A 13904-nucleotide genomic window follows, 5' to 3' on the forward strand; every position below is an offset into this window, starting at 1 on the left:
AATGAAAAAACACTTTAATTGGTTGATCTTACTGACCGGAGGATTGCTGGCTCTAAGTTCATGCGGAATTAATCCTAGCGACTATGCGAACCAAGACAGTAAGGTCTCGGGTGATAGTGACTTTACATACCCCGGCAATATGGTTGCCAGCGATTTAAAAATAGATGGAATTCTCGATGAAGAAGCTTGGAGCAATCCCGATATTTTTAGTTGCCACTTTGGAGAAAACAATCGCGTTACTGCAAAGATATTTTGGGGCGAAAAAGGATTAACAATCGGATTTACCTTGATCGATCAATTCATCAGCGCCTCAACAAATTATTCCGATTCAGAGTTTGTCATCAACAGTGATAATGTTGAATTCTATATTGATACAAAAAATGATGGTGGCAATGGACCCCAAACTGACGATTATGAATTCTTAATTAATCCAGAAGGATATGCCATGCTTCAAGTGGGAGGTGGCAAATGGTGGGGACCTTGGAGTGGAGTTGTCGACTATGCGGTAAGCGTGGATGGAACAATCAATAATGATGCTGACGACGATGCCTTTTGGTCAGTGGAATTGTTTTTACCCTATGAAACATTCGGCTTTGATCAAACATCGACCGTAGGTATTGCCTTCGGTTGCCGAAATAAGACAACTAACTTAACGACATCAGATTGGTTTGGATGGACCCCTGATCCGCAGATTCCGGATACATATGTCGCGATTAATCAAACAGGAGTGCAAACCGAGGAGATAGATAATTATATGATTAATAGCGGGACATTTCTTAAAAACGATGATGGAACCTATACAGCGAGCAGCGCTAATTCATTGATGACCTTATCGGAAGTCGGTTTTACTCAAGGAACTATAACGGCAACGATGAAAACGCCAAGTTTCTCCGATAATGGTATCGTTTTTGGTTTATCGGCCACGGATGCATTGTTTTGGGAAAGCGGAGCCTCGTATTATTTCTTCTTTATCAATCGCGATAGCAATGCGTTTCTGGGCAAGGTTGTAAACGGAACGTGGAATACCATACAAGTGTCATCCAATGTTGCTGGCTTTGCAACTGATAAAACCGTCAATTTAAGGATAGTTATAATCGGTAATACGATATATGGTTTAATCGATGATACTGTCTATATTACCTATACGGATAGTTCGTTCCTTACCGGGACAAGAATCGGCTTACGGGCGGGAGCGGAAGGAGTTACCTTCAGTTCGCTTACTACCAGTGAATCGACAATCGTCGATACCAAAGATGAGCCGGGTGAGACTATATCCGGTTTTAGTACGGTCAGCGGCGGATTTAAAAACGATAATGGCTATGTCGCCACAGCCCAATCATCATTAATGATAAAAAGCGATGCTACCTTGGATAGAGGTACTTTAAACGTCGATGTAATGGCGCTAAGACTCAATCAGTATGGACTCGTTTTTGGATTAGCATCAGCGAGCGACACCTTCTATGAAAACAGTGCCAGCTATTATCAATTAATGATTAATACCGGACATGAGTTGGTTCTTGATCGAGTAGAAAATGGAACAATCACTAATCTCTCCACTCGCCTTTTAACCGCCGGCTATAGCGTTAACAGCAAATATAATTTGAAGGTTTCCTTCGAGGAAGGCCTTATAAAAGGATATTTTGAAGACAAACTGCTTATTTTATTTCAAGATGATAATCCACTCAGCGGGACGCAATATGGAATTAAATCTCTTTTTAAAGGAACAACTTTCAGTTCTTTGAATATTAGTTCCGTTCTTGCCGATGATCAAACTGAGGCCTTAATTGTCGGTGATTCGATCATGGAATTGTGGACAAATGCCGATAGTGACCTTACCGGTTTAGGCAACATTACTAATCTTGGAGTCGGTGGAACTACGACTACTTATTGGTTATCGATGCTTGAAATCATAAAAGCCTGTAACCCCTCAACTTTATTCGTTGATATGGGAACAAATGATTTGGCAATGGGAGCCAGCGTGCAAGTAATAAAGAATAATTACAGCCTGTTTATAAACCAGATTCAAGAGCAAATGCCAAGTTTAGTTGTTGTTATTATCGGAATCCACAAGTGCCCCATGCGCGATCAGTATAAAGCGAGCATTGATGATATTGATAATTATTTATCATCCTTGGCGGCGGCTGATAAAAACATCAGATTTATTAATACGGTAAATTTATTCTTAGATAGCGAAAACCAATATATTAATGGCTATTTTGCAGACGGACTCCATCTTAATCGCGGAGCATATAAGATGATAAGAGATTTAATTAGGGAGGCACTGTCGCTTCCCGCGATTGATGACACAATTGCCGGTTACGATGTTGCAAGCGGTGACTTTACTAAAAATGATAATAATTATATTGCCTCTTCTCCCTTTTCAATTCTTGTAAATAGCAGTGACACATTTGTTAATGATGGAGGTTATCTTTCAGTTAATCTTCAAGCAACTTCCCCTAGTGATAATGGACTGATATTTGGCCTTTCCACTAATAATCAGACATATTTTTGGGAAAGTGGCGTTTCATATTACTTCTATTTTATATCGATTAACGGAGATTTGGTTCTGAGCAAAATCGTCGATGGCACTTATTCTGAATTAACTAAAATCAGCATCGCTTCATATCAGGTGGAAAGTGAATATAGTTTAAAAGTTGTTTGGAATGGAAGAACCATTGAGGGGTATTTGAACGGCGACAAGCTTATTTCCTACAAGGATTTAAATCGGCTGGCGGGTGAAGGCTATGGAATACGCGCTAATGGTCAAGGAACAATTTATAGCCAAATTGGCAAAGGAGTTTCAATATGAAAAAAACAAGAGCCCTATTGATGGCGCTTCCGTTTGTGTTGGCGCTTACTTCATGCGGAGGAGAAAATATGAACAGTCTTAAAGGTTTCTCAGAAGTTAATTATCAACTCCAAGAGCGGGAGCGGTATGACAACATATTCGGTGAGGAAAATATTCCCAATCAGTGGAGTGACTATGGAATCGGTGATCCCTATGTTATGCGGTTTAATGGCGAGTATTATCTATATGCTTCCACTAAGAACTTCGAATATGGTTATCGAGTTTGGAAGTCACATGATCTTATTCACTATAGTTACTTAGGTGAGTATCCCCTTACTCAAGCGGATGGATCAACCACGGGGCTGCATACGGCTTACGCTCCGGAAGTCATCTATTGGAATGGCGATTTTTATATGTACTCTTCTCCCGATGGTAAGGGCCATTACATCTTTAAATCAGTTGACCGGCAACCATTTGGTGAGTTTAGGGCTGTTACTAACAATATCGGTCTTTCCATTGATGGCAGTGTTTTTATTGATGATGATGAAAAGATGTATTTTATGGCGGCGGGCGATGGGGCGATAACTTCCTATGAGATGAATTCACCAACCGAAATTGATAATGCCAGCGGAGAAGAATTATACTCTCCGCTAGTCAAATGGACGGAAGGCCCATATATGATAAAACACGATGGCAATTACTTTCTTACCTATACGGGCAATCATGTTAAATCTCGCGGCTACCGGGTTGATTATTCATTTTCATCATCCCCGCGATCCGGGTTTGAATATCCGAGTAATAATTCATTATTGCTATCCAGTATGGGCGAGCAAAATGGATTAGGGCACTCTTCAACAGTATTGGGGCCCAACCTTGATAGCTATTATATCGCCTATCACAATTTGGATTCAGCCTCGGGTCCGATTCGTTCTTTCAACCTCAACCGTCTGACTTTTGCGGGAACGAGAATGAATGTTTTAGGACCAACTTATCAAGGGGCCATGGTTCCGATGATGCCGGAATTTTACGTTCTTGCCGACAATACCAGTTTGGGCGAAAAGCAAGGTTCACTTGAAGAAAATGGAGGAAGTTATTATTCCTCATTGACTACCGATGATACTTTCTCGGTGGAATATAACTTTAAAGATATAGAGTCTGATGGCAGTAGCAAATTTCTTTTTGGAGTCGATGGCACTAATAGCGGATATGTAACAATTGATGGGAAGAATCTTAATGTTTATTATAATCAGACGCTTGTGGCCCAAGGGACTCTGTTCAAAGACTTTGATTTCACTCAGCTTCACACACTTCGTCTAAGTTATGCCGATCATCGGCTTAAAGTGACATTCGATAATCTGACAAAGATTGACAGCACAATTTCTGAGACCGTTTTAAAGGGGAAAATCGGTTACAGCGGAGTTGCGCGCGCTTCCATCGGAACGACGACATTTGCCAATTCGGCATTTGATTCAAGTCAAAACAGCGATGCGAAAATTATGGGAAGCGACTGGTTTGCGACTGATTACTTGAAAAACATTTCAAAGGTCGATAATCAATACACGCTAGAGCGCGATGTCAATGATGATCGCCTAATATATTCCGAAGCGGACGGAGTCCGTCTCAGCAAAAGTCAGGAGCGGATTGTTTATCCCATCGATGTTCTTGAAGATGGTCTTTATGGAATCGAAAATACCTACTCGATAGCATCAATCGGAAGCAAAATAACTATTCAAATAGACAATAATCTTCCATATTTAGTTGAACTTCCAGGAGCTGATTTTACAAACAACTATGGCAGTTATGAAGAAAATTTAACTTATATTAAAAATCTTATCTTAGAACTCCCTTTGACCAAAGGATTGCATACGATCAAATTCGAATTGGTATCGGGTAAATATGAAAGCCTTTATTACAATACCTTCCTGGACAGTCAATTTTCTCCCGATTTTGCAAATGACCTATCCGACTATGTAAGTCAAGGCGCCAAATATATGACGTTATGGAAGATTGATGAGCAGGAACAGGCCCATTATTCAAAAGCCGGAAGTAATAATATGCTTCTCTTCGGAAGTGAAGGAATGACCGATTATGAAGTGAGCGTTAAAGTCAAAATTACTATGGATTCAAGCAATGGGGCGTCTGCCGGCATTATGTTGCGGACACTTAATCCTTCCATTATGAGCGGACAGGTTAATGAATGTGCGGAAGGCTACCTTATCACTTTCAATAATATGCAACTCGTGATGGAACGGATGAATTATAACGGAATGACTGTTGCTTCACTGACGGGTGATTTTACCCTCAATGTGTATCACGAAATGCGCGCGGTATGCAAAGGCAACAATATTAAAGTCTATTTTGATGGCGAATATGCCTTTGAGTACACCGATCCCGATCCCTTCACTCATGGCATGGTTGGATTATATTCGATATCAGCCGAATCTTACTACAAGGATTTAAAGATTACAGGAGTTAAATAAATTATGATTGAAAGCAGTTATCCACGTCCGCAGCTAAGGCGTGAAAATTACGAACTTTTAGATGGCGAGTGGGATTTCCTTTTCGACGACGAAGACAAGGGGTTAAAGGAAGGATATTATCGCGGTTTCGAAAAGAGTCAAACCATAAATGTGCCATTCGTTTATTCCACCGCGCTAAGTGGAATTAATCAAAGGCGAAGAGTTGATGTTCTTTGGTATCAACGCGAAATCATTATCCATAAGGAAGATTTTCTGCAGGATGTGATGATTAATTTTGAAGGAGTCGACTATCGGGCGGACGTTTACCTTAACGGGCACTTTATCGGAAGCCATGAAGGCGCATATGCCCGCTTTTCCTTGTGCCTCAATCAGGCGATGGTAATCGGATCTAATAAATTGGTGGTTCGGACATTCGATTCCTACAATGTCGCTCAGCCGCGGGGAAAACAAAAATGGATGAATGAAAACTACGGCTGTTGGTACAAAGAAGCCAGCGGCATTTGGAAGTCGGTGTGGTTGGAAAGAGTCAGTCATACCCGGATTAGCGAATTAAAAATTACGCCTCGCGTTGACCGGATGAATGTTGAAATTGAATATACCATAGAAAACTTTCGCTCTAATCTAACGCTTTCCAGTGAAATATTGTTTGAGGGAAAAACAACCAGCAAGATTATAGCCTCCTTAGCTTATCCATCCGGAAAAATAGTCGTTGAACTGGCAAGTCCATACCTCTCTTTCCAAAATGAATTTTGGCATCCGGATCGACCTAAAATTTATGATATCAAGTTTATGCTTTGTGAAGATCAAATGATTTGCGATAAAGTGGATTCTTATTTTGGATTTAGAGAGTATCGGGCGCAACAGGGGCAGTTGCTGCTCAATGGTTTCAGCTTTTATTCTAAACTTTGTCTATATCAGGCTTATTGGCCATTAAGCAATATGACTCTGCCGGATTTAAAAAGCGCCAGAGAAGATATTCTTCTGTTGAAAGCACTGGGGTTTAATGGCATTCGGATACATCAAACTATAATTGATGAGAGATTTCTTGCCCTATGTGATGAACTGGGACTTATCGTATGGTGCGAGATGCCGTCCCCGCATATTTTTAATCTTGAAGCCAATAGCAATGTTCTTAAAGAATGGATGGAAATTCTTCATCAAAACTATAATCATCCATCCATCTTCGTTTGGGTTTTATTCAATGAATCATGGGGAATAAGAGAAATCGGTGAAAATCAATTAGAACAGAGTTTTGTCGATGCGCTTTACTTTTTAACCAAAGCCTTTGATCCTTATCGCCCGGCAATCAGCAACGATGGATGGGAACATACAAAGAGCGATATTCTAACCATTCATAACTATGAACAATCGGCCGATAAACTGTTAAGTTTCTACAAAGACATCAATTTAGTTATGAGCGGAAAAACTTCTTCTTTATCGATGCGTAAATTATTGGCCGATGGATACGAGTATGAAGGGCAACCGTTTATTTTCTCGGAATTTGGCGGGGCCGCTTTAAAAAAGGATACTGCCGACGGCTGGGGGTATGGCGGAGCTACCGATGGCATCGAGGAGTTTTATACTCGCTACCGGGAATTGATTGAAGCCATCTATGAACTGCCATATTTATCGGGGTTTTGCTACACCCAATTTAGTGATGTCGAACAGGAAAAGAACGGATTAGTTACGATTGACCGCAAGGTCAAAGTCGATATTTCAATTATCAAGAAAATTATGGAAAAACGTTAGGAGGATAACATTGGAAAAATAACATTTAAAAAGGGATTTATTATTGCATAAACCAAATATCGGAAAGGAAAACAATATGAAAAAAGGTTTATTGACGCTTTCAATAACGGCACTGTTACTGCTTGCTAGTTGTAACGGTGAAAACGCTTCTTCAATTAGCGGTTCTACGAGTGGTACCACGGAAGTGCCTACCAGCGAAACAACGAGTTCGTCGGTAGAGGATTCTTCTTCCATTTTAATGACGAAGACAGTTACGTTTTTAGCGGATGGAGAAGAGGTTGATTCAGTCACCTTTACCATTGGTGATACATCAATATCGGAGCCGGCTGTTCCGACTAAAACGGGATATGTCGGCAGTTGGGAAGATTACACATTGGGCACCGAGGATATCGTTGTCAATGCTGTTTATAAGTTAGCCGGATATGATGTCTTTCAAGGCGATTTTAGTTATGAAGATGGATTGATTATTTCTAGCGAGGCCAATAGTCTGGCCTCTATCAAGGATATGGCGCTCGTCACGGGAACCTATAGTGTCGATATGGCGAAGAATAGTACAGCTACGAGTGATGCCGGAATAATATTCGGACTTTCCCATACCGGGGAGCACTTTTGGGAAAGTGAAAGTGGAACATCTTATTATTTTTTCTTCATCAACGTCGACAATAATGCTTATTTATCAAAAATTACTGCGGATGGCACATCGGTTTGGAATCAGTTGGGTAATGTTGTACCGCTTGAAAACTACACTGACGGCAATACGGTTAATTTAGCGGTCTCGGTTGAAGACGGCAACATTAATTGCTTCGTCAACGATAAGCAATATATTCGTTATCACGATGATGCGTTTTTAACTGGGACAAGTGTCGGATATCGCACCAGCGGCGAAGGAACGATTTTTGATAGTCCAGAAGTAGAAGAGGAAGTTAAAACTGATCCGTTATTTGCGGGATATAATATTGCCAATGGCAAATTTTCTCTTAATGAAAGCGATAATTTGGTAAGCACGGTCAATGATTCTCTCGCCGTAGTACGCAACCAAACTTGGGCACACGGCACAATGGAAACAACCATTGTTGAAAATGGAGATGAGGGAGACACGGGAATTATCTTTGGTCTCGAGGAATCCTATCAAAATAAATTTTTCTGGGAAGCCGATGCCAGTTATTACTTTGCATTTAAAACTGCCTGGGGAGGAATTTATTTAGCAAAGGTAAATAATGGCGCCTGGAACGAACTTAAGTCACTGTCGATGCCTGATTATGCTTCCATGAATAGGAATTACGACTTAAAGGTTGAATGGTCGGAAGACGGAACAATTACCGTTTACTGTAACGGATTCGAAAGAATTTCTTATCAAGATGCCTCGCCATTAACAGGAACATCCTATGGATTCCGTGCGCAAAAGGCCGATACAATCTACAAAGATGTTTCCGTTTCATCCGAAATTGCTCCTCGGCCAGAATATACTCTTGTTAACTACGATCTATACGCAGGAGCATTTGATGAAACGACGGAAAGCATTACTTCTAAATCAGGCGGTTCGCTGGTTTTAAACAAGACGGATTCAATAACTGTCGGAAATGCCTACAAGGCAAACATAAGTCCTAAAGTCAAAAATGATTCAGGAATTGTCTTTGCTGTCTCAACCGGCGGTAATAGTTCCTTTTGGGAAACCGAAGATGGGGTTTCATATTATTTCTTCTTTCTAAATGTCAATGCGACATTGCTGTTAGCCAAGGTGGATAAAACCATGCCATCCGTTTGGACGACCCTATCCTATTCACCAATTTTAGAAACGAGATTCGACCCTCTTGACACCTATGAATTAAAGGCGGAATTACATGAAGATGGTTTGATTGAATGTTATGTTGATGGAGTAAAGGTGATTGAATATACCGATAGCGCTCCCTTAAGCGGAACACGGGTAGGCTTAAGAGCACAAAATCCAGATGTCGTTTATACCAACGCCAGTATCGTGGCCAATGGAACAGGCAATCAGCCGATTCCGGATAGTTATACCAACAATCATGGGTGGACAAAAGAAATCACAAATGGCTACGAAACGGTAACCAATGATAATTTGGCGGTTTTTAAAACACCGGGAGCGGCCAATAGCTTTGCTTATTCGATGGAGGAAAAGGATATTCATGGTGATAACGGAGTTATTTTTGCTTTAAACAATGCTGGTGTCACTTGGGAAGATGCCTCCTATTATTTCTTCTTCATAAGTGTAAATAACGATGCTGTCTTGGCAAAAGTTGACAATGGATGGACGACCCTTGCATCTGCTCCCGCGGGCGATTACTTGACGCAAAATAATGCGGTTCACATCACGATGAATGCCGGGCAGATTCAAGTCAGCATTAATGAAGTTGCTTTGATCGATTTTACCGACAATACGCCATTGCTGGGAACATATTATGGTTTGAGAGCCCAAACAAGAAAGGTTGCTTTCACAAATATTGTTGTTGCTTGATTTCATCTTGGTTTAAAAGTAATTATAAAAAATTGCAGGCTTAAATTGACTTTCTATTCAGTCAAAAAGCCTGCTTTTTTTTGCATTGGCATATTTCGTTTTATTACGAAGAATAAACAACTCAGTACGTATATATTTTAAAAGGCGCAAAAGGGTGATTAAATCAAAGTCAATTATGTGTTTTAAATAAATGAACAACCAAAAGATGTTTTATGCACGAAAGGAAAACATTAATATGAACTCAGATACAATATATGCTCTAGGAATCATTGCTATTTATATTATTAGCATATTAATACCTAATATTATTTTGGTCATAATTAAGAAAACGATAAGGCACTTTAGAAAAAAAATAAACAATTCAAGTAAGTTTGTGATTTTTTAATATGAATATTATTTAGATAATAACCATAAAATGAGTATTATATAAATATCTATTATTAGCAATAATAGCCAAAAAGAGAAATGAGCAATTTATGAAGTATCAAATTGATGGTGGCCAATTACCTGTAGTTAATATCGAACTTGAAGCAAATGAAACGATCATTACCGAAGCGGGCGGAATGGCTTGGATGAGTCCTAATATGAAAATGGAAACTCGCGGTGGCGATGTTGGAAAGGTATTTGGAAGAATACTTTCGGGAGAAAGTCTTTTTCTTAATTACTATACTGCGCAAAACACTTCGGGAACAATAAGCTTAGCGGCATGTATGCCGGGCTCGATTATTCCAATCGACATCACTCCCGATGCACCTTTTATTGCACAAAAGCGAGCTTTTCTTTGTGCGGAAATGGGAGTGGAACTTTCTACTTTCTTCAGAAAGAAACTAGGAGCCGGAATATTTGGCGGCGAAGGTTTTATTATGCAAAAGCTGACTGGACAAGGTACTGCCTTTTTAGAAATTGATGGATCGGTGGTTATAAAAGATCTTGATATAGGCGAGGAATTAATTGTAAGCACTGGATATGTTGCAGGAATGGAGGCCACAGTACAGATGGATATTCGAACTGTGGGCGGAGCTAAGAATGTATTTCTCGGCGGAGAGGGAATATTCAATACTGTTCTTAGAGGTCCCGGGCGCGTATATCTGCAAACAATGCCGGCCTTTAAATTAGCATCGATGTTTACTACGCGTTGAATAATTCGCTGTTTATTTATGGGTATATAAAATTTACTAATTGGTAGCAATCATTTTTTGTCGTCAACTTGCAACTATATTTTTGGCATACTTTTCTCAAAAAAACACCATCTTCTATTTATAGTCACAATTATAGAAAACTAGTAACTTAAAAATAATCTAATTAATGGCTTCATGATTAACAAAAGCCGCTTTTTATTTCCGGCTTTATGTAAGCCCTTTATTATTTATTATTGACATTACATTATCGGTAATGTAGTATAAAAATGAACTTATGAAAAACCTTATTTCCATGCAGGATTTAGCTGATGCCTTAGGAGTATCGAAAAACACGGTTTCCCATGCTTTAAGAGATCTCCCTGATATCAGCGAATCACTGAAAACAAAAGTTAAAGACAAGGCAAAGGAATTGGGATATATTCCCAATAAAAATGCCGTGTCTTTAAAAAATGGTCGTACGCATGTCGTAGCTCTAGTATACGATAATATGCGTAACCCGTATTTTTCTTTAACCGCGCATAAACTAATCAGCAAGCTTCGGACTTTCGGCTATGATGCTTTAATCATCCCCTCTTCAACCTCGCGGCTTAGTCCGCCCCTCCTTAGAAGTATTATTCAGCAGCGAATTGAAGGGGTGTTAACATTTCTTGAACCATCGGAGGAAGCGCTTGAAATTATTGATCAAACGTCGCTTCCAGTCTTGTTAATCGGTCGTAAAAGCGATAGCAACGTCATCAGTTATGTTTGTACGGATGATTATAAGGGTGGCAAACTTGTCGCCGATTATCTTTTGGAGAACAAATCGCAAAAAGTAATCTATGTTGGTCCTAAAGAAATTGAATGTTCGATTCGTCGTTATGAGGGACTTAAAGACGGATTAAAGAATGCAAAAATTATTCCGCAATTTTACTATGCGGACGTCATTGATAATGAAAATATCAGCGAAATACGTTCAATGCTGGACGAAAACACGGGCATTGTTTGTTTTAACGATGATATCTGCTATTCCATTCTTTCGCAAATTCAAAATGTGAAAGACAAAATAAAAGGTATCCAAATGGTGGGATTCGATAATATTAAGAAATTTTTGACTTACCTTCCCAATATTACAAGTGTCAACCATAAGACAACCGAAATAGCTTATGAAAGTGTTGAAAGCCTTAACCGAATGATCGTGGGAGGGACTAAAGAAAATCTGACTCGAAAAGTTTTAGATGTTTCTCTCGTTGTTCGGGAACAATAAACGCTTATAGGAGGAAACTATGAAAATAAGCAAAATATTACTGTCGCTTGTATGTTCTTCTATGTTATTTGCCTGCAGTTCAGGTAATTCGTCCTCCATTGGATCTTCATCCAACGATTCGAACGATAATTCATCAATTAGCACCACCATTCCCGAACATGGGATTACATGGGAAGGAGTTGAAGATGCCATCGCTCCTTTAGGTGATGCTTTTGATCTTATGGAAGGCGTTCATGCCTATGACGGAATCGATGGAGAATTAGAAGTAAAAATTGAGGATGATGATTATTTTAGTTCGGATTTTGAAGCTGGATATACGATTACTTATTCGGCGACAAACTCAGTTCAAACAACTTCGACCGTGACGAGATCAGTTCAAGTTATTCGCGGCGTTAATGTCTATAATGGTAATTTTTCCAGCGGTAAGACCTACTGGACATTTGATAGACCAGGCGGAAACGGCGCTTTTTCAATTAAAAATGGAGCGGCCTATATTACGGTTACTGATCCCGGAACCGAAGCTTGGGCAATACAGCTATATCAATCGGGAATCTCCTTTGAAGCCGGAAAGTCTTATGAGATGACCTTTCAGGCCAAGTCTTCTTCCGGACGGGCGATTTCTGCCGGCTTTGAAAATGTTTCCAACAACTACGCAATGCTCGTAAGTGGATACCAAGCACTTACCTTAACCGGTGAGTATCAAACCTACTCCGTTATCGCTTCGGTTTCCGCCGATGTATCTTTGGTTAAAGCAGTTATTTATCTTGGCTATAATCTTTCAATTGATGACACTGCAACCAGTGCTAGTCCAATTGACTGTACGATTGACAACATTAAAGTAAGAGAAGTCAATTTGGCACCTTCGGAAAAAGCTCCCACTTTTCAAAATGCGGGCGCGGTAACTGTATCGACTAAAGATCAATTTGATGCGCTTCCCCAAGTTACGGTCAAAGATTATTTAGGACAAGATATTACCGCCAGTATGCTAACCATCGGAGAAGTTCCCAACAATGTTAATGCTCAAACGGGAATGATGGTTTCCTATCGCGTGTCCGACAGTGAAGGAAACTTTGGATTCATCAATCGCAGAGTCAGTTTTATTATCGCAAAAGATCATCCATACAATTTGATTAATGCCGATTTCGATAACGGATTTCAAGGTTGGACCAAGGACGTAAATCAGACTAATGGCAATGGCAATGCTAATTTCTCAGCCGGAGACTCTAAGGCGACGATTGATATTGTTTCGGGATCAAGCGAAGGTTGGCATATTCAACTATGGCAATCGAATGTCAGTATAACTTCCGGCCAAATATACCGTATTACTTTAATAGCCAAAGCCGATGTTGCAAGAACTGTCGTTATTGAGGTTTCTAATCCGAGTAATTCCTTTGCGCGTGTTGTGGCAGAAACGTTGAATCTTACCACGGAGTTTCAAACATTTACAGTCGAGTTTATGGCGACGATTACTTTTAACGCCAAATATTCAATTCTTCTTGGTGGGCAAGGGAGTAACGTTGTTACGATTGATAAATTTGAGAATCAACAAATAACCGCAGGGGAGGCTACGCAAGTTGATCCCCGGAGTTATGAAGACTGGCAGATAATCAATTCAGACTTTAAATACGGCAGTTACGGCTTTATCAAGGAAGCGACCAATGGTGCGTTAGTTGAATTCGGAACCAATCTTGCTTCAGAAGAAGTGACTTTAAATGTCGTTACTCCGGGAAGTCAATCTTGGCATGCTCAGTTAGCGCAAGACGGAAAAATCTTTTCTACCGATTTTACCTATACGCTTACGTTAAGAGCCAAAGTTGATTCGGGAACAACCAATATTGATATGGAAGTAACCAATAATAATGGCGAGGATAACATTGATAAAAAAGCAGTGACATTAACTAGTGAATATCAGAATTTCACGCTCACGTTTACTCCCGAAGAGAATTATTCTCGGGGCAAGGTTGCCTTACTGATTGGGAAGGCCAGCGGTCTAATAACGGTTGATTCGCTAGTTATTACTAAGGCTTGA

Annotated in this window: 7 protein-coding genes; all 7 read left to right on the top strand. The window is 39.9% G+C overall.

The features are described from left to right. Window position 1 precedes the first annotated feature (1 nt). The 7 genes from PKC96_02030 (at window position 2) to PKC96_02060 (ending at window position 13904) form a co-directional block, all read left to right on the top strand. Window positions 2-2809: a GDSL-type esterase/lipase family protein gene (locus tag PKC96_02030; GenBank protein ID HMM00106.1), complete on the top strand. Its 2808-nt coding sequence runs from the start codon at window positions 2-4 to the stop codon at window positions 2807-2809. Then, window positions 2806-5268 (top strand): family 43 glycosylhydrolase, encoded by a 2463-nt coding sequence (locus tag PKC96_02035; protein HMM00107.1) that lies wholly within the window; start codon window positions 2806-2808, stop codon window positions 5266-5268. The genes PKC96_02030 and PKC96_02035 overlap by 4 nt, the downstream gene beginning before the upstream one ends. A gap of 3 nt (window positions 5269-5271) precedes the next feature. After that, window positions 5272-7017 carry a glycoside hydrolase family 2 TIM barrel-domain containing protein gene (locus PKC96_02040; protein HMM00108.1) on the top strand — a complete coding sequence of 582 codons (1746 nt, stop codon included), beginning with the start codon at window positions 5272-5274 and terminating at the stop codon, window positions 7015-7017. A 76-nt stretch (window positions 7018-7093) separates the two neighbouring features. Then, window positions 7094-9493 (top strand): hypothetical protein, encoded by a 2400-nt coding sequence (locus PKC96_02045; protein HMM00109.1) that lies wholly within the window; start codon window positions 7094-7096, stop codon window positions 9491-9493. A gap of 476 nt (window positions 9494-9969) precedes the next feature. Then, complete coding sequence (locus PKC96_02050; protein HMM00110.1) at window positions 9970-10632, top strand: TIGR00266 family protein; 663 nt, start codon at window positions 9970-9972, stop codon at window positions 10630-10632. A gap of 274 nt (window positions 10633-10906) precedes the next feature. Next, complete coding sequence (locus tag PKC96_02055) at window positions 10907-11875, top strand: LacI family DNA-binding transcriptional regulator (protein HMM00111.1); 969 nt, start codon at window positions 10907-10909, stop codon at window positions 11873-11875. A gap of 19 nt (window positions 11876-11894) precedes the next feature. Beyond that, a complete protein-coding gene (locus tag PKC96_02060; GenBank protein HMM00112.1) occupies window positions 11895-13904 on the top strand; it encodes a carbohydrate binding domain-containing protein in 2010 nt (669 codons plus the stop codon).

It is taken from the genome of Bacilli bacterium, assembly GCA_035326105.1.
Taxonomy (GTDB): Bacteria; Bacillota_I; Bacilli_A; order RFN20; family CAG-826; genus UBA7706.

Coding starts and splice junctions, on each gene's coding strand:
- PKC96_02030 (HMM00106.1), top strand. CDS start 2: ATGAAAAAACACTTTAATTGGTTGATCTTACTGACCGGAGGATTGCTG.
- PKC96_02035 (HMM00107.1), top strand. CDS start 2,806: ATGAAAAAAACAAGAGCCCTATTGATGGCGCTTCCGTTTGTGTTGGCG.
- PKC96_02040 (HMM00108.1), top strand. CDS start 5,272: ATGATTGAAAGCAGTTATCCACGTCCGCAGCTAAGGCGTGAAAATTAC.
- PKC96_02045 (HMM00109.1), top strand. CDS start 7,094: ATGAAAAAAGGTTTATTGACGCTTTCAATAACGGCACTGTTACTGCTT.
- PKC96_02050 (HMM00110.1), top strand. CDS start 9,970: ATGAAGTATCAAATTGATGGTGGCCAATTACCTGTAGTTAATATCGAA.
- PKC96_02055 (HMM00111.1), top strand. CDS start 10,907: ATGAAAAACCTTATTTCCATGCAGGATTTAGCTGATGCCTTAGGAGTA.
- PKC96_02060 (HMM00112.1), top strand. CDS start 11,895: ATGAAAATAAGCAAAATATTACTGTCGCTTGTATGTTCTTCTATGTTA.